Source organism: Pseudomonas paraversuta (genome assembly GCF_904063065.1).
Taxonomy (GTDB): domain Bacteria; phylum Pseudomonadota; class Gammaproteobacteria; order Pseudomonadales; family Pseudomonadaceae; genus Aquipseudomonas; species Aquipseudomonas paraversuta.
This window is the reverse complement of sequence record NZ_CAJFCL010000007.1, coordinates 113651-131516: the sequence shown is the minus strand read 5'-3', so window position 1 is coordinate 131516 and position 17866 is coordinate 113651. Positions and strand designations below refer to the sequence as shown.

At 59.7% G+C, this 17866-nt stretch carries 15 protein-coding genes; 5 read left to right on the top strand and 10 right to left on the bottom strand.

Annotated elements, in window-relative coordinates:
- The first annotated feature begins 21 nt into the window (after positions 1–21).
- Positions 22–1236, top strand: a complete 1215-nt coding sequence (gene ftsZ / locus JQ845_RS15580; RefSeq protein ID WP_003443576.1) for a cell division protein FtsZ — start codon at positions 22–24, stop codon at positions 1234–1236.
- Between the two features lie 112 nt (positions 1237–1348).
- Positions 1349–2260, top strand: a complete 912-nt coding sequence (gene lpxC, locus JQ845_RS15575) for a UDP-3-O-acyl-N-acetylglucosamine deacetylase (protein ID WP_003443572.1) — start codon at positions 1349–1351, stop codon at positions 2258–2260.
- A 167-nt stretch (positions 2261–2427) separates the two neighbouring features.
- Here lpxC and JQ845_RS15570 read toward each other — a convergent pair whose 3' ends face one another.
- The 7 genes from JQ845_RS15570 to JQ845_RS15540 form a co-directional block, all read right to left on the bottom strand.
- On the bottom strand, positions 2428–4032 hold the full coding sequence (locus tag JQ845_RS15570) for a sensor domain-containing diguanylate cyclase (protein ID WP_003443569.1): 1605 nt from the start codon (positions 4030–4032) through the stop codon (positions 2428–2430).
- A 3-nt stretch (positions 4033–4035) separates the two neighbouring features.
- Entirely contained in the window at positions 4036–5355 is a 1320-nt protein-coding gene (locus tag JQ845_RS15565) for an OprD family porin (RefSeq protein ID WP_010655581.1), read from the bottom strand.
- Between the two features lie 192 nt (positions 5356–5547).
- Positions 5548–5772 (bottom strand): hypothetical protein, encoded by a 225-nt coding sequence (locus JQ845_RS15560; protein WP_203009236.1) that lies wholly within the window; start codon positions 5770–5772, stop codon positions 5548–5550.
- A gap of 445 nt (positions 5773–6217) precedes the next feature.
- Positions 6218–7597, bottom strand: a complete 1380-nt coding sequence (locus JQ845_RS15555) for a heavy metal sensor histidine kinase (RefSeq protein WP_003443565.1) — start codon at positions 7595–7597, stop codon at positions 6218–6220.
- Entirely contained in the window at positions 7590–8264 is a 675-nt protein-coding gene (locus JQ845_RS15550) for a heavy metal response regulator transcription factor (protein ID WP_003443564.1), read from the bottom strand. Before JQ845_RS15550 ends, JQ845_RS15555 begins: the two co-directional genes overlap by 8 nt.
- An 8-nt stretch (positions 8265–8272) precedes the next feature.
- A complete protein-coding gene (locus JQ845_RS15545; RefSeq protein ID WP_010655583.1) occupies positions 8273–11368 on the bottom strand; it encodes a multidrug efflux RND transporter permease subunit in 3096 nt (1031 codons plus the stop codon).
- Positions 11365–12519: an efflux RND transporter periplasmic adaptor subunit gene (locus JQ845_RS15540; RefSeq protein WP_203009235.1), complete on the bottom strand. Its 1155-nt coding sequence runs from the start codon at positions 12517–12519 to the stop codon at positions 11365–11367. Before JQ845_RS15540 ends, JQ845_RS15545 begins: the two co-directional genes overlap by 4 nt.
- Before the next feature lie 195 nt (positions 12520–12714).
- Between JQ845_RS15540 and JQ845_RS15535 the strand changes: the two genes are divergently transcribed.
- Entirely contained in the window at positions 12715–13056 is a 342-nt protein-coding gene (locus JQ845_RS15535) for a hypothetical protein (protein WP_127196803.1), read from the top strand.
- Between the two features lie 85 nt (positions 13057–13141).
- On the top strand, positions 13142–13387 hold the full coding sequence (locus tag JQ845_RS15530; RefSeq protein WP_029612219.1) for a hypothetical protein: 246 nt from the start codon (positions 13142–13144) through the stop codon (positions 13385–13387).
- Positions 13388–13396: 9 nt separating this feature from the next.
- Here JQ845_RS15530 and JQ845_RS15525 read toward each other — a convergent pair whose 3' ends face one another.
- The 3 genes from JQ845_RS15525 to norR form a co-directional block, all read right to left on the bottom strand.
- Positions 13397–13870, bottom strand: coding sequence for a GNAT family N-acetyltransferase (locus JQ845_RS15525; protein ID WP_203009234.1), 474 nt, complete (start codon positions 13868–13870; stop codon positions 13397–13399).
- Positions 13871–13875: 5 nt separating this feature from the next.
- Positions 13876–14775 (bottom strand): chemotaxis protein CheV, encoded by a 900-nt coding sequence (locus tag JQ845_RS15520; RefSeq protein ID WP_203009233.1) that lies wholly within the window; start codon positions 14773–14775, stop codon positions 13876–13878.
- A gap of 93 nt (positions 14776–14868) precedes the next feature.
- A complete protein-coding gene (norR, locus tag JQ845_RS15515; protein WP_203009232.1) occupies positions 14869–16413 on the bottom strand; it encodes a nitric oxide reductase transcriptional regulator NorR in 1545 nt (514 codons plus the stop codon).
- A gap of 152 nt (positions 16414–16565) precedes the next feature.
- Between norR and hmpA the strand changes: the two genes are divergently transcribed.
- Positions 16566–17738: an NO-inducible flavohemoprotein gene (gene hmpA, locus JQ845_RS15510; protein WP_003443551.1), complete on the top strand. Its 1173-nt coding sequence runs from the start codon at positions 16566–16568 to the stop codon at positions 17736–17738.
- Positions 17739–17866: the final 128 nt, after the last annotated feature.

Here is a 17866-nt window from a genome sequence, read left to right as displayed (position 1 = left end):
AGAAATGAAAGGAGAGGGAAAATGTTCGAACTCGTAGACAACATCCCGCAAAGCCCGGTAATCAAGGTTATCGGTGTTGGTGGTGGCGGTGGCAATGCTGTTAATCATATGGTTAAGAGCAACATCGAAGGCGTGGAATTCATCTGCGCCAACACTGACGCGCAAGCGCTGAAAAGCATCGGCGCCCGAACCATCCTGCAATTGGGCACCGGTGTGACCAAAGGCCTGGGTGCGGGTGCAAATCCTGAGGTCGGTCGTCAGGCCGCTCTGGAAGACCGAGAGCGCATCGCTGAAGTGCTGCAGGGCACCAATATGGTGTTCATCACCACGGGCATGGGCGGAGGTACCGGTACCGGTGCAGCGCCGATCATTGCCGAAGTGGCCAAGGAAATGGGGATCCTCACCGTTGCGGTGGTGACCCGTCCGTTCCCGTTTGAAGGCCGCAAGCGCATGCAGATCGCTGACGAAGGTATTCGTCTGCTGTCCGAAAGCGTTGACTCGTTGATTACGATTCCGAACGAAAAACTGCTCACCATCCTGGGCAAGGACGCCAGCTTGCTGTCGGCTTTCGCCAAGGCCGATGACGTACTGGCCGGTGCCGTTCGCGGTATCTCCGACATCATCAAGCGTCCGGGCATGATCAACGTCGACTTTGCCGACGTACGTACCGTGATGAGCGAAATGGGCATGGCGATGATGGGCACTGGCTGCGCCAGCGGTCCGAACCGTGCACGTGAAGCAACCGAAGCGGCGATCCGCAACCCGTTGCTCGAAGACGTGAACCTGGAAGGTGCACGCGGCATCCTGGTGAACATCACCGCCGGTCCTGACCTGTCCCTGGGTGAGTACTCCGACGTGGGTAGCATCATCGAAGCCTTCGCTTCCGAGCACGCCATGGTCAAGGTCGGTACCGTTATCGATCCGGACATGCGCGACGAACTGCATGTGACCGTGGTTGCGACCGGTCTGGGCGCGAAAATCGAGAAGCCGGTCAAGGTTATCGACAACAGCGTTCAAGCCTCTTACGCAGCCTCTTCGGCACACGCAGCTTCTACTCGTCAGGAAGCACGTACCGAGCGTCAGGAACAGCCAGTGGTTAACTACCGTGATCTGGACCGCCCGACCGTGATGCGTAATCAGGCCCAGCAAGGCGCGACTACCGCTGCCAAGCTCAACCCGCAAGACGATTTGGATTATCTGGATATCCCGGCTTTCCTGCGTCGACAGGCTGATTAATGAAATCAATCAGGGGGATTAAGGTGATTGGTATTCAGCAAAGGTTCGGTCTGCTATTATCGCCAGCCTTTGTTGATACCAGTTCGCAATTTGCGCTGAAGCGGCCAATGCCATGATTAAACAACGCACCCTGAAAAATATTATCCGTGCCACAGGTGTCGGCCTGCACTCCGGTGAGAAGGTCTACCTGACCCTCAAGCCTGCGCCTGTGGATACCGGCATCGTGTTTTGTCGTGCAGACCTTGACCCTGTTGTGCAGATTCCTGCCCGCGCGGAAAACGTCGGCGAGACAACGATGTCGACCACGTTGGTCAACGGCGATACCAAAGTAGACACGGTAGAGCACTTGCTCTCGGCCATGGCTGGCCTGGGGATCGATAACGCCTACGTCGAACTCTCCGCGTCTGAAGTCCCGATTATGGACGGTAGCGCCGGACCTTTCGTGTTTCTGATTCAATCTGCCGGCCTGGAAGAACAGGACGCGCCGAAGAAGTTCATCCGTATCCTGCGTGAAGTGACAGTGGAAGATGGCGACAAGCGCGCCACTTTCGTCCCTTTCGAAGGCTTCAAAGTGAGCTTTGAGATCGATTTCGATCACCCGGTTTTCCGTAACCGTACCCAAAGCGCAACCGTGGATTTTTCCAGCACTTCGTTTGTAAAAGAAGTCAGCCGCGCGCGTACTTTCGGTTTCATGAGTGACATCGAGTACCTGCGCAAGCACAACCTCGCACTCGGCGGTAGCGTTGAAAACGCGATCGTGGTCGACGCCAATGGTGTACTGAACGAAGACGGCCTTCGCTACGAAGACGAATTCGTGAAGCACAAGATTCTCGACGCTATTGGTGACCTCTACCTGCTGGGCAATAGCCTGATTGGTGAGTTCAAGGGCTTCAAGTCTGGCCATGCACTGAACAACCAGCTGCTTCGCAAGCTGATTGAACAGAAAGACGCGTGGGAAGTCGTGACCTTTGAAGACGCCAGCACAGCACCGATCTCGTACATGCGTCCGGTTGCAGCAGTTTAAGTAAAACTTCTTTCTCTAGTTTTTGAAGGCCACCCCCGGGTGGCTTTTTTTTGCCCTGAAATTGGTGGGGGCTGAACAAGTTCTGTCGGAGCGAGCTCTTGGCGGCCTGGTTGAAAAGATCGCGATCAAGCCAGTTCCTGCAAAATCTGCTGCCGCTGGGGAAGTCTTCAGGCCTCCGGCTTCGGCTGCAGCGCGTTCAGTCCCGTTTCATTGATGCAAACCACCCGGTTGCGCCCGCCTTTTTTGGCCTGGTAAAGCGCCTTGTCGGCCGTGCTGATCAGGGCTTGCTGGTCATCCCCGGGCTTTGCGTAGCGGCTGCAGGCGCCCAGGCTGATGGTCAGTTTCCTGTGCTCGGCAACAGGCTCCAGCTGCTCCACTGCGCAGCGAATCTTCTCGGCCAGTAGGCGTGTACCTGTTGCCTCGGTCTCGGTCAGTATCACGGCGAACTCTTCACCGCCATAGCGGGCGGCCAGGTCGGCGGGGCGACGGGTGTGGGACTTGATCACCTGGGCAACCCGCCGTATGGCTTCATCCCCGGCTTGATGGCCGTAGCAGTCATTGAAAGCCTTGAAATTATCTATATCAATCATGACCAGGGATACAGGATTGCCCGAGCGCTGCGCCCGGCGCCATTCCAGATCCAGGGTTGTGTCCAGGGTACGGCGATTGGCCAGTCCGGTCAGGGGGTCGGTTGCGGCGAGCTCGGCCAGCACCCGCTCGGCCTTGTGCCGCAAGCGCAGCTCCCGCGTCAGCAGCCAGGTGAGCCACAGCAGGCCCAGGCAGAGCAGGAGGGTGGCACTGCCGATCAACAGGGCGGTATGCCACCAGTTGTCGAAAATACTCGAGGTGGAGATGGCGACCACCACCACCAGCGGCAACTCGCCCACCTGAGCGAAGTTGTACAGACGCTCCTGATGATAGACCCCGGACATGGCAGTAAAGCTGCCATGTCGTTCTTCCAGGAAGCGAATGAAGTTAGGGGTCCGGCTAAGGTCCTGGCCGATACTGACGCGGTTTGTCCCGGGATATTGGGTCAACAGAATTCCGTCAGCGCTGACCAGACTGATGTTGCCGGTAGGCCCTATGTCCAGACCGCGGAACATGCTCTGGAAGTAGCTCAATTTGATCTGGCCCACCGCAACCCCCCGGAAATCGCCTTCCGGGCCTGAGACTCTGCGGCTAAGAATAATATTCCAGTCATTGGCGCCCTGGCCGGCGAGAAATGGGCGGCTGATGAAGATTTTGTCGTCTGCCGCACCGAGGTGGGCCTTGAACCACGGCTGCTGGCTGGCCTGGTCCGGCACGGGCATACCCGGTGCAGAGCTGGCAATCAGTTGGCCCGCGGCATCCAGAACGAAGAATCCGGCATTGGACGGGGCTTCATTGGCCCTGGCAAAGAGCAGCGACTGTCGGGTTGCAGAGGGAAGGGTGGAGAGCTCCCGGCTTTGCAGAAAATCGATCAGGCTGGTGAGCGCGGAGTCATAAATCGAAAAGGTGTTACGAATGTCGCGATTGATCAGTTGCACCAGGTTCAGGGCTGAACGCGTGGCATCCTGCTCGGTATTGCGATACTCCCTGACCAGCAAATAGCCAACGATGCCGAGGATGGCAACCACTGACAGCGTTGTTGCCCTGATCAGCATGCGCCGGGTAATGAAGGATGTGCGGCGGGAATGTGGAATGGCCTTGACCTCACTGATGCGTTTGGTGCCCAGACCTAAGGTTACGCCATATTGGCATAAGGCCAGCTGGGATGCTGGCCTTATGGTCATTGTTTAGAACACATCGATAGGATAGTCGATGATCACGCGGTATTCGTCTACATCGTTGTCCACCGTCCGGTAGGCATCGTTGCCGCGGTTGGTTGCCCAGCGCAGGCTAACCGCCAGATCCTTGGCCTTGCCATCCTGAACCACATACTTCAGAGCCATGTCGCGCTCCCAGTGATGGGCATTCTTGCCCTGTGGGTTGTACCAGTTACCGTAACCGATACTGTTGGTGCTCGCCTTGGTCAGGTCCAGTTCGCCGCGCGAATACGAGATGCTGGAAGTCAGACCGGCGATACCCAGACCGGCAAAGTCGTATTCATATTGCAGCTTCCAGGAGCGCTCGTTGGGCCCGTTGAAGTCCGAATATTGCTGCGAGTTGTCGAGGTAAACGCTGTCGCCCTGATTGATGTAGTCAAACGGCGTGTTGCCATTGACCTTTTGCAGCACGGTGGTGAACTTGTGGCCGGCCATGGCAAGCGCAAGGTGCAGGCTGAAGGTGTTGTTGTTGATATCCCCCAGCAGTGCTTTGCCGCTGTCGCGGGTGTGATAGTAATGCAGCCCCGGGTTCAGGCTGATGCTGTCAGACAGGGCGTAGGTGTAATCCAGATCGTAGTAGTACTGATCCCACACATCCTTGAGCTGGGCGGCATACAGGTTGCTGGTGATCTCGGGAATGGCGCTCCACGACGCGCCGGCCCAGGTCAGGTGTTTGCTGGTCTGGTCGTCAAGGTTGCCGTAGGTGGTCGTCAGGCGACGCATACCGCTCTGGTTGTAGGGTTTGTTGAAGCTGGCCTGGCCGCCCTCGAACATCCAGCCGTCGAAACTGTGGTTGGTCAGGCTGACGCCACGGAAGGTCTGCGGCAGCATGCGGGTTTCGCCGCCGGCGATGACCGGGTTGGTCAAGAACAGATCACCGGCTTTGAGCTCGGTATCAAAGGCGCGGATTTTCAGCGCCGCACCGGCTGATGAAAAGGCAGTAGGCGCTTTGCCATTGCCATCACTGACCGGCAGGATGCTGCTGCCATCGGTGCCGCCACCGCCGTCCAGTTTCAGGCCGAGCATGCCGTAGGCATCCAGGCCAAAGCCGACTACACCCTGGGTGAAGCCCGACTCAAATTTCCCCACAAAGCCCTGGCCCCATTCCTTGCTGTCATCGGCATGGGGGCTACGGATATCGTGGTTCATGTAATAGTTGCGGGTATGAATCTTGAGGCTCGAGCCTTCAATAAAACCGTCTTTGGACGCTTCGTCGTCTGCGTGGGCGAAAGCGGGGATCGTTGCAGCCAGGGCAATGAATAAAGGACTGAGTTTGAGTGAATGCTTCACCGGTTTGGAGCTCCTTTTTAGTGCTGAAAATTGTTGTAATTCTCGATGAATCCGGTGCCCGGCATAGGGCGCCAAAGGAGCAGGCGCCTTAATTAAAGACCAAAAAAAAGCCGCTATGATAGCGGCTTTTGAAACAGTTAGTCACATCTGTAACGAGTGACCAACTGGGTCGGGAAGTTTTCAGGTGTCTGTTCAGCTGTCTTCAGACTCATCAGAAATGCTGTGTTTTGCCTGTGTTTGCTGGGGCTTGGCGTCGCTGTCGGGACGTGCTGCCAACTCTGTTCGAGCCTGATCAAAAGAAGCTGCGCGGGCTGCATTTTGTGCGACAAACGCGGGTGACTCTTCCGCCATGGCCATAGGCGACAACAACAAAGACGACAAAACGAAAACGCTGGCCATACCCATACTGCTGGACATTTCAAAGACCTTCTTGCTGAGCAAGTTCTGTGTGGTGTCAGCAATTTATAGCGATCCTGACCAGTGAAAAAGCCCTGTTTCATACAAGGACTTTTGCGTTTGGGGTAACAAACCCGGGGAGGTGCTGGGTAGACACATTGAGTGTTCAGGCACTGCTGAGTCTTGTGGGAGCCAAGGGGCTGCTGAGTCTTGTGAGAGCTAAGGAGCTGCTGAGTCTTGTAGGAGCTGGCTTGCCAGCGATGGCCTCACCTCAGTGACACCAATGTGCCTGTATCGCCAGCAAGCTGGCTCCCACAGCAGGCCTGTATTCAGGCACTGCTGAGTCTTGTGAGAGCTAAGGGGCTGCTGAGTCTTGTAGGAGCTGGCTTGCCAGCGATGGCATCAAGTCAGTGAAACCAATGTGCCTGTATCCCCAGCAAGCTGGCTCCCACAACAGGCCCGGGCCTCAAGCCGGTAAAAACAGGCCAAAGGTATTGCGCCCTTCGGCGCTGCGCACAAAGACATCCCCGCCATGCATCTGCGCAATGGCTTTGACGATGGCCAGCCCCAGACCATGATTGGCTCCGCTGTTGTGACGCGAGGCATCCACGCGATAAAAACGCTCGAACAGCCGCGGCAGGTGCTCGTCGGCAATCGGCTCGCCCGGGTTGCTGATGCCGATGGTCACGCCCCCGGCGCTTTGATCGATCTGTACCTCAATCCGTTGCCCGGCTTCGGTGTGCTGTACGGCATTGCTCAGCAAGTTGATCAACGCCCGGCGCAGGTGGGGCTTTTCGATATTGACCTGGGCATCGCCGTTGACCTGCACCTCGACCCGCGCGTCTTCAAGAATGAACTCCAGATACTCCAGGGTCGTCGCCACTTCATCCGCCAGTGAGGCACGGGTCAGCTTGCTGGCCTTGCTGCCTTGATCGGCGCTGGCCAGAAACAGCATGTCGTTGATGATGCTGCGCAAGCGCTCCAGCTCCTCCAGGTTGGACTGCAGCACCTCAAAGTAGTGTTCGGCAGAGCGCCCCCGGGTCAGCGCCACCTGAGTCTGGCCAATCAGATTGGTCAGCGGCGAACGCAGTTCATGGGCCACGTCGGCATTGAACGACTCCAGTCGCGTATAAGCCTGCTCGACCCGCTCCAGGGTTGAATTGAAAGCGCTCACCAGTTGATCCAGTTCCGGCGGCAGTGGCGACAAGTGCAAGCGCCCGGACAGGCGTGGCGGGGCCAGTTTCAGCGCTTCTTCAGAGAGCTTGATCAAGGGTTTAAGGCCGATTCTGGCCACCCAGTAACCCAGCAGTGAGGCCAGGACCACACCAATAGATGCCAGGCTGATCAACGCCACCAGCAAGTGGTGCTGGGTCTGGCGGAAGGTTTCGGTATCGATGGCGGTCAGGAAGCGCAGGGCCGGTCGTTGTTCCTTGGCCGGGATCTGGCTGATCAACACCTTGAGCGGGTAGGTCTGGCCGGGCAGATACAGGTCGCGGATCCCGGTCGGGCCCCTGGCAAACTCACGTACCGGCGCCTCGGGATTGCCGTACTCATACTCCGGGTCGCCACTGATGGCCCAAAACCGCAGGCGCTTGTCTTCTTCACTGAGCAGCTTGAGTTTGGCGCTGATCTTGGCCCAGTGCTCGGGGGTTCCATAGCGATTGATCGAGGACTCAAGCACGCTGAAGCGCGCATCCAGCTCGGCCTCTGGCAGACGGCCGATACCCTTGTCGACCTGCTGGTACAGCGCCCAGCCGATCAGCACGAACACCAGCAGCGCCACCAGGGTGAACATCGCGCTCAAGCGCAGGGCGATGGAGTTCAGGCGACCGGGCCGCTTAAACACTGCGCCGCTCCAGTACGTATCCCATGCCGCGAATGGTGTGCAGCAGCTTGTGCTCAAAGGGGCCGTCGAGCTTGGCGCGCAGGCGTTTGATCGCGACTTCGACCACGTTGGCGTCGCTGTCGAAGTTAATGTCCCAGACCATTTCGGCGATGGAGGTTTTGGACAGAATCTCCCCCTGACGCCGCGCCAGTACGCTGAGCAGCGAGAACTCCTTGGCGGTCAGGTCCAGGCGGCTGCCGGCGCGGGTAGCCTTGCGGCTGATCAAATCTATCCACAGGTCATCGACCGTTACCTGCACCGGTTCGTGGCCGCCGCTGCGCCGGGTCAGGGCCTGCAGACGGGCTACCAGTTCCAGAAATGAAAACGGCTTGCCCAGATAATCGTCGGCGCCTTCGCGCAAGCCGCGAATCCGGTCTTCGACCCGCTCGCGGGCCGTCAGCATGATCACCGGCGTCTGCTTGCGCGCGCGCAGTGCCCGCAGCACGCCGAAGCCATCCAGGCCGGGCAGCATCACATCGAGCACGATCACGGCGTAATCGCTCTCCAGCGCCAGGTGCAAACCCTCGATCCCCTCCCGCGCAACATCCACCGTGTAGCCTTGCTCGGTCAGGCCGCGATGCAGGTAATCGGCGGTTTTTTCTTCATCTTCAATTATCAGGACTCGCATAACCCGCCTCAGTGATTCGTCGCCAGCAAGCTGACGGGTTTGGAACGCTGGAACAGTCGTTCCAGCCACAAGTATATGACCGGCGTGGTGAACAGCGTCAGCGCCTGGCTCACCAGCAACCCGCCGACCACGGCGATCCCCAGCGGCTGGCGCAGTTCGGCACCGGTGCCATAGCCGAGCATCAGCGGCAGGGCGCCGAGCAAGGCGGCGAGGGTGGTCATGATGATCGGCCGGAACCGCGTCAGGCAGGCTTCATAGATCGCTTCTTCCGGGCTTAGCCCGCGAGTGCGTTGTGCGTCGAGGGCGAAGTCGATCATCAGGATGCCGTTTTTCTTGACGATGCCGATCAGCAGTACCAGCCCGATCAGCGCCATGATCGAAAAGTCCTGGCCGCAGATCCATAGCATCACCAGCGCCCCCAGGCCTGCGGAGGGCAGGGTGGAAATGATCGTCAGCGGATGCACGAAGCTTTCGTACAGCACCCCGAGAATGATGTAGACCGCCACCAGCGCCGCCAGAATCAGCCACGGCTGGCTGGCCAGCGAGCTCTGGAAGGCTTGCGCCGCGCCCTGGAAGTTGCCGCTGATGGTGCTTGGCATGCCGATTTCATTTTTCGCCTGATTGAGCATCAGTACGGCATCGCCCAGGGCTACGCCGGGGGCAAGGTTGAATGACAGGTTGGCCGCCGGGAACATGCCGTCATGGCTGATCGACAGCGGACCACTGACTGGCGCATCGACTTTGGCCACGGCCGACAGGGGCACCATCTCGCCCGTCAGCGGCGAGCGCAGGTAGAAATAATTCAGGCTTTCGGCCTTGCCACGCTGCTGCGCGTCGACCTCCAGAATCACGTTGTACTGGTTGGTCTCGGTCTGGAACTCATTGACCTGACGCTGACCAAAGGCGTCATACAGGGCTTCGTCGACATCGGTGGCGGTCAGGCCGAAGCGGGCGGCGGCGTTCCGGTCGATGCTGATAGGGGTGATGCTGCCGCCCAGTTGCAGATCGTTGGACAGGTCGCGGAATGCCGGATTGGTGCGCAGTTTTTCGGTCAGACGCTGGGTCCAGGTATTGAGCGTTGGCCCGTCATTGCTCTTGAGCACGTACTGATACTGGCTGCGGCTGGGGCCCGAGCTGAGGTTGATGTCCTGGCCGGCGCGCAGGTACAGGACGATGCCCGGGACTTTGGCCAGCTGCGGGCGAATCCGGTCGATAAATTCACTGGCCGACACATCGCGGTCGCTGCGGTCCTTGAGGGCAATCCAGAAGCGACCGTTGGCGATAGTCTGGTTGCTGCCGGTCACCCCCACCGAATGGGAGAACGCCTGCACCGCCGGGTCGGCACTGATGATGTTGGCCAGTTGCAGATGTTTTTTGCGCATGTCGGCAAATGAAATATCCGACGCCGCTTCGCTGGTACCCAGCACGAAACCTGTGTCTTGCACCGGGAAGAAGCCCTTGGGGATCAGTACGTAGCCGGCAATGGCCATCGCCAGCGTCACCGCGAAAACCCCCAGCATCAGCCGTTGGTGGGCCAGTGCCCGCTTCAGGCCCTTGTCATACAGCGCCAGCAGGCGTTCACCAAAACCGGGGCGGGCATCGGCGTGGTGCACTGGCGAGCGCATGAACAGCGCCGCCAGGGTGGGCGCCAGGGTCAGGGATACCAGCACCGAAATCAAAATGGTCGAGGTCGCGGTCAGGGCGAACTCCTTGAACAGCCGACCCACCACTCCGCCCATGAACAGCAGCGGAATAAAGGCGGCCACCAGCGACAGGCTGATCGAGACCACGGTGAAGCCAATCTCGCTGGAGCCCTTGATCGCCGCATCGCGCATGCTCTGGCCCGCTTCGAGATGACGGTGGATGTTCTCCACCACCACAATCGCATCGTCGACCACAAACCCCACGGCCACCACAATCGCCACCAGCGTCAGGTTGTTGAGGCTGAAGCCGAGCACATACATCAGGGCAAAACTGGCAATCAGCGACACCCCCAGTACCGCCGAAACGATCAGGGTTGCCGACCACTGGCGCAAAAACAGCGCCATCACTGCGATCACCAGCAGCACCGCAATCAGCAGGGTAATTTCCACTTCGTGCAGCGAGGCCCGAATGGTTTTGGTCCGGTCGCTGAGGACCGTGACTTGCACCGAAGCCGGGAGCATGGCCTGCAGGGCGGGGAGGGCGGCCTGGATGCGGTCCACCGTTTCAACAATGTTGGCCCCCGGCTGGCGCGAGATCACCAGGTTCAGCCCCGGCTGATGCCCGGACCATGCCTGCACGTAGTCGTTCTCGGAGCCGTTGATCACCCGCGCCACGTCGCGCAACTGCACCGGGGCGCCGTCCTTGTACGAGACGATCAGCTGGCCGTACTCGTCGGCATCGAACAACTGGTCGTTGGTCGACAGGGTGGAAATGCTCGAGGGGCCGTACAGCGCACCTTTGGCCAGGTTGAGGCTGGTTTGCTGAATCGCCAGGCGGATATCGGCCAGGGTCAGGCCGATGGCCGCCAGCTTGTCGGCTGAGGCCTGGACCCGGATCGCCGGACGTTGCTGGCCGGTGATGTTGATCAGGCCTACACCGTCGATCTGGCTGATCTGGCGTGCCAGCAGGGTTTCGACGTAATCGCTGAGTTCGGTGCCGGGCATCTGCATCGAGCTGATGCTCAGAATCAATACCGGGCTGTCCGCCGGGTTGACCTTCCTCCAGGTCGGCAGAGTGGGCATGTCTTTGGGCAACTTGCCGGACGCGGTATTGATTGCCGCCTGTACCTCCTGGGCGGCGGTATCGATGCTTTTATCGAGGGTGAACTGCAAGGTCAGGGTAGTGGAGCCCAACGCGCTGCTGGAGGTCATTTGGGTCATGCCGGGGATGGCGCTGAATTGCACCTCCAGCGGTGTGGCCACCGACGATGCCATGGTGTCGGGGCTGGCGCCGGGCAGTTGCGCCGACACTTGAATGGTCGGGAACTCCGCTTCGGGCAAGGGGGCGACGGGCAGCCGCGGGAAGGCGATCAGCCCCAGCAGCACCAGGGCAAAGGTCAGCAACACCGTGGCGATCGGGTGATCGACACACCAGGCTGACAGTGAACGACCGTTATTCATGGTTGCACCGATTGGGCGCTGGTCAGCGCTGGCTCGCTCAAGACTTCAACCCGTGATCCCGGTTTGAGACGCGACTGACCATCGCTGACCAGGGTGTCCCCCGGGTTGACGCCGCTGATGATGTTGAGTCCGCTGTCCTGATACAGCATCTGTACCGGCACGGTTTCGACCTTGTCGCCCACGATGCGATACACAAAATAATTATCCAGGCCGCGCTGCACCACCTGGGGCTGTACCACCAGTGCGTTTTGCGAAACACCGGTCTGAATCTCGACATTCACCAACTGGCCGGGCCACAGGTTGTGGTCGGGGTTGTCGAACCGGGCTTTGACCTTGATCGTACCGGTGCTGGCCGACACCTGATTGTCGATCAGGCTCAGCCGGCCTTCGCCCAGTGCCGTGCCGCTGTGGCTGGAGTCGCCAAGGAATGCTTTGACCAGTGCCGGGTCTTTGGCGCCGAGCAACTTATGCAAAGTGGGCAGGAGCTGCTGGGGGAGTGAGAACTCCACGGCAATCGGATCGATCTGGGTGACGGAAAACAGCCCCTGGGTATCACTGACCCGCAGGAAATTGCCCGGGTCGACAGCGCGAATCCCTACTCTGCCGCTTACCGGCGAGTGAATCCGGGTGTACGACAATTGCACCTGCGCCGCTGCAATCGAAGCCTGATTACCTTGTGCGGTGGCTTTGAGCTGATTGACCAGGGCCTGTTGCTGGTCGAGGGTTTGTTTGGACACGCCGTTGTCGACACTCAGCAACTGATAGCGTTTGAGGTCGATCAGAGCGACTTGCAGCTGGGCCTGGTTTTGCCCCAATTGGGCCTTGGCCTGATCGAGGCTGGCCTGGATCGAGCGGTCATCCAGGGTTGCCAGCAGGTCACCGGCCTTGACGGTCTGGCCTTCCTTGACCAGCAGTTGGGTGAGGATGCCGTCGATTTGCGGACGAATCATCACACTGTGCAGCGACAGCACAGCGCCTATGCCGCTGACATAGTGCGGCACATCTTGCCGGGCCACCTGAACCACCCGGACCGGAACCGCCACACCGGCGGTCGATTTAACGGGGGTCGGGCGAGCCGCCCACCAGGCGCCGCAACCAATCAGGGCTACCATAAGCATGCCCAGCAGGATTTTTTTTGTTTGAGTGCGCATGCCGGGTAAACGCCGTGTACGTGGAATTAGGGGACGCTAAGGTTATAGCAGGTCAACCGGGTCAATAAAGTGACCGCAAACTGACATTACCGACAGGCAGATAAAAATAGTGTTCTGGTGGTCAAGTAAACCGCCCCGGCGTCGATAGTTCTTTAAAGGGAGCACTTACGCGTTCCCATTCAAGGGGCGGTCATTATGAAAAACCTGGCGTTGGGTTTTGCAGCTTGCTCGATTTTCCTCCTTTGTCAGCCGACTCAGGCTCAGACCCTGATCGGCAGTGGCCAGATTCAGTTCCATGGCGCTATTGTCGAGCCGGCCTACGAGCTGGGGCTGGCCAGTAATGTGGACTACGGCGAGTCCGGCCAACTGATTGAAGTCGCGCCGGGTGTGGTCATCGCCATGAATATGGCCTTGCGCAAAGGCCGTGGCAGCGAGCCTCTGTATTCCATGTCTTTCACCGAGCTGAAAAATCCGCCAAACCCCGGCGCAAGCCTGTCGTCGGGGAAAAAAGGCGTGGTGACTATTTCCTACCGCTGATTGCTCCGCGGGGAAGGTCAGGCAGGTATACTGCGCGGTCTTGCGCCACCCGGCCTGATCATTTCCCCCGTATTACGGAGCTTTCATGACTACTCCTACACCAACGACCGCTCCTGATGCCGTGGGCACTGAGCAGGTTGACAGCGAAACCGGCCTCGACACCCCGAAAAAACCGGTCATTCCAGCCTTCACCTTTCCGTTCAAGCCTTCGGAGTTTGCCAAGGCCAAGGCCGAAGGTCAGGCCTACTACCAGAAAAGCGGCCTGGGCGGTCACGATAAAACCCCGGGCGCTCCGCCCCACGGTACCCGTCGCACCATGGGCAAGCGCTGATTTCAGGTTCTACAGTGCCAGCCGTTGAACCTGGCGCATGCCGTGTTTGTGGTACAGGCGCAAGGCCCGCTGATTGTGCTCCATGACTTTAAGGTCAACCCAGGCTTCATTGCGTTGCCGGAACACTGCAAACACATGGCGCAATAGCGTGCCGCCCAATCCTCGGCCCTGCTGCCGGGGATGCACCACCAAATCCTTGAGGTAGGCGCTGGTCCAGGCCTGGGCAACTGCCGCCACCTCGCCTTCGAGCAGCACCACAAAGCACAGTTGCGCATCGTATTCGGCGTCATGCTGCAGGCAGTCTTGCCACTCTTGCAGCGACGGGACACTGCCCTCGCCCTGTCCGTAGCCCTGAACCAGCAAGTCATGGACGGGTTGCAGCAGCGCTTCGTTGAGCGTCACCAGAGTTACTCCCCGGGGCCACTGTACAGGCTCCGGCGGCTGGTTCAGGTCTTTGCGCAACAGCAGGCAATACTCGCTCATTGAATTCAGTAACCCTGCTCGGCAACCGTGCGCGCGGCCTTGATCAGGCACTGGGTCAGCTCCGGCGACGAGAACTTGGTCAGCACTGCGTTGGCTCCGGCCAGGCGTGCTTTTTCGCTGTTCATGGCACTGTTCAGCGAGGTGTGCAGCAGCACATAAAGATGAGCAAAGTCCGGGGTTTCGCGCACGGTGCGGGTGAAGGCATAGCCATCCATCTCGGACATTTCGATGTCTGACACCAGCACATTGATTTGCTCCGGCGTTCCCTGCAGCTCCAGAAGTCGCTCGATGGCCTCCTTGGCGCTGCGGGCCGTGTGGCAATGCAGCCCCAGGTTGCGCAAAGTAATCACCGACTGTTGCAGCGCGACCTGACTGTCATCCACCACCAGAATCCGGGCCCCGGCCAGCAGTTTGCTGTCTTCGCGGCTGAGGGCCTCGGGGAGGTCTTCGATCCGGGCGGGGGCGATGCCATGAATCACTTTTTCGATATCCAGCACCTGCACCAGCGCCCCGTCGACCTGGGTCACCCCGGTGATATAAGAGCGCTTGCCCGAACCGTAGGGTGGCGGGCGAATGTCGGTGCTCAGGCAGTGCACGATTTTGCTTACCGCCTGTACGTGAAGCCCCTGTTTGGAGCGACTGACGTCGGTGACGATCAGGCAGCCGCCGTCAGGATCAAGCAGCGGTTGTTCGCCGATGGCGCGACTGAGGTCGATCACCGCCAGGGATGCGCCGCGCAATACCGCCACCCCTTTCACGTGGGGGTGCGACTCGGGTATTTTGGTCAGCGCCGGGCAGGGAATGATTTCACTGACCTTCAGCAGATTGATTGCCATCAGCTTGCCGCTGCGCAAAGTGAACAGCAGAAGCGAAAGTGAATCTGCGCGAGCGTTGTTCGATGACATAAAAACCTTCTGGAGGGGCAGTGATACAGGGTTATCGACCTGGAACCGGAATTCTGTAATCGCCGCAGCCCCGTTCCTCGTCAGCGACTACGTTTATTTCAACCCCAGCCGCCTGGCCATCCGCCCGAGGTTGGCCCGGTCCAGCCCCAGCTCCCGGGCCGCACTGGCCCAGTTATGTTGATGGCGTTCAAGGCAGGCACTGATGAGCTGGCGCTGATAATTTTCGGTGGCCAGGCGCAAGTCACCCACGGCGTCCGGTACGGCCTCAGGCTTGGCCATTGCCGGAACAACAGTGGTTGTGGGCAACTGCAGATCGGCCGCGGTCAATGTCAGGATCCGTGGCCGCGGATGGCAGCGGCCCAAGGCCTTGAGCGCGCTGCGACCAATCAGGTGCTCCAGTTCGCGCACGTTGCCCGGCCAGTCGTAATGCAGCAGGGCGGCCTGGGCGTCCGCGCTCAGACGCAAGCTGCCAAGCCCCATACGTGAACGGTTCTGCTCCAGAAAAAAACCGCTTAACAGCAGCACATCACGGCCACGCTCACGCAGGGCGGGGACCTTGAGCGGGTAAACGCTCAGGCGATGATAAAAGTCGGCGCGGTAACGGCCGGCGCGCACTTCTTCTGCAAGATCACGGTTGGTGGCTGCGATCAGCCGCACATCAACCTGATGCTCCTGATCCGAGCCCAGGCGCTGCAACTGTCCGCTTTGCAGCACCCGCAGCAGCTTGGCCTGCACCGTCAGGGACAGCTCGCCCACCTCATCCAGAAACAGGGTGCCACCATTGGCCAGCTCGAACTTGCCCCGTCGATCATGGGTTGCGCCGGTAAAGGCACCACGCACATGGCCGAACAGCTCGCTCTCCACCAGGGTGTCGGGCAGGGCGGCGCAATTGAGGCTGATCAGCGGTTTTTCAGCCCGGGGCGAAGCGGCGTGAATCGCCTGGGCCACCAGCTCCTTGCCGACCCCGGTTTCACCGGTGATCAGCACGGTCAGATCGCTGCCGCCCACCAGAGCGATTTCTTCGAGCAGGTGTTTGTGGGCTTTGCTTTGCCCTATCAGTTCTTTATTCGGGGTGCCGTGGGCCTGTCGATAGAGCTCGGCTTTTTGCTGCTCGTCTTCAACCCGTAACGCCAGACGCTCGATGCGCCGGGCCACGTTGACCGTGGCGGCGGCCAGGCTGGCAAAGGCTTGCAGGTCGTCCAGATCGATGGGTTCGAAGCGCTTGGGGTCAAGTGCATCGAGGGTCAGCAACCCCCACGGCCGCTCTTCGACAAACAGCGGGCAGCCCATGCAGTCGTGCACTTCGAGGTGCTCGGCCAGTCCGTCGACCAGGCCGTCATAGGGGTCGGGCAGCTCGCAGTTGCCGGGAAAGCGCGTTGGCCCCGGACTGCTGAGCAGCGCTTCAAAGCGCGGGTGTTCACTGATTCGGAAACGTCGGCCCAGGGTGTCGAGACTCAAGCCGTCAACGGCCAGCGGCACCAGCCATTCGCCGTCCAGCCGCAACAGGGCCGCAGCGTCGCAGGGCAACACGGCGCGCAGCGCTTGCAACAGGCGGCGAAAGCGTTCGCTGTCTGGCAGATCCCGGGACAGGTCGGCCACCAGCGGCAGCAGGGCAGTGAGTAGGGGTTTTGCAGTCATTTTGACCTCATCTAGTCGATATGACTCTAAATCAGGGCGAGTCAAAATGACAATAATGTTTTTATCTTATTGATTTTAAAGGTTTTTATACTTGGCACGAATACTGATAAGTAAAGGGTAATAGTCAAGTCTATGTACTCAGGAGTCACCCTATGCTTACTGCCCAGGACCGTGCCATCGTCAAATCCACCGTGCCATTGCTCGAAAGCGGCGGTGAGGCCTTGATCACCCACTTCTACCGCATGATGCTCGCGGAACATCCCGAAGTCCGCTCGATGTTCAATCAGGCCAACCAGGCCAGTGGTGACCAGCCGCGGGCGCTGGCCACCGGGGTTTTGATGTATGCACGGCACATCGATCAGCTAGACCAGCTGGGCGATCTGGTGGCCCGCATCATCAACAAGCATGTTGCTCTGCAAATCCTCCCCGAGCATTACCCGATCGTCGGCAGCTGCCTGCTGCGGGCCATCGAAGAAGTGCTGGGCAGCGACATCGCGACTGCCCAGGTTCTGGCGGCCTGGGGCGCAGCCTACAACCAGCTGGCCGATATCCTGATCGGCGCCGAGGCTGCAATTTACGACGAAAAGGCTGCTGCGCCCGGCGGCTGGAGAGGCGGGCGTGAGTTCAAGCTGGTGTCCCGGGTTGAAGAGAGCTCGGAAATCACCTCGTTCTACTTCCGTCCGGTGGATCAACAGGCGATTCTGGATTGCGCCCCCGGCCAGTACATAGGCCTCAAGCTGATCATCGATGGTGAGGAAGTGCGTCGCAACTACTCACTGTCGGCCCTGGCCCGGGTCGGACGCTATCGCATCAGCGTCAAACGCGAGGCCGGTGGTGTGGTCTCGAACTTCCTGCATGACCGGCTGCAAGTCGGCGACACCCTGGAACTGTTCCCGCCGGCAGGCGAGTTCACCCTGACCCACAGCGAAAAACCGCTGGTATTGATCAGTGGCGGCGTGGGTATTACCCCGACCCTGCCGATGCTGGAAGCCGCGCTGGCCACCCGGCGCCCGATCCACTTTATCCACTGCGCGCGCAATGCCGATGTGCATGCATTCCGTACCTGGGTCGACGAGCTGGCAGCGCAGCACCCGCAGTTGCAGCGCTTCTACTGTTACGCCGAGCAGCATGCTGCGGCGGATCATGTCGGCCTGTTGACCGAAGACGTGCTGGCCCAGTGGTTGCCTGCCGATCGCGACGTGGATGCCTACTTCCTGGGGCCTAAAGGTTTCATGGGCGCGGTCAAGCGTCAGCTCAAGGCCCTGGGCGTGCCCCAGAGCCAAAGCCGCTACGAGTTCTTTGGCCCGGCAGCTGACCTGCAATAACCCTGGAATCGCGAAAATCTGCGGGAGCGAGCATTTGCTCTTGAAACAGCTCGCTCCTGCAGGGTGTCAGGGCGGGGCAGGGGCTTAACACTGGATTAATCTGCCTGCGCCACCGTCGCCGCTCCGTT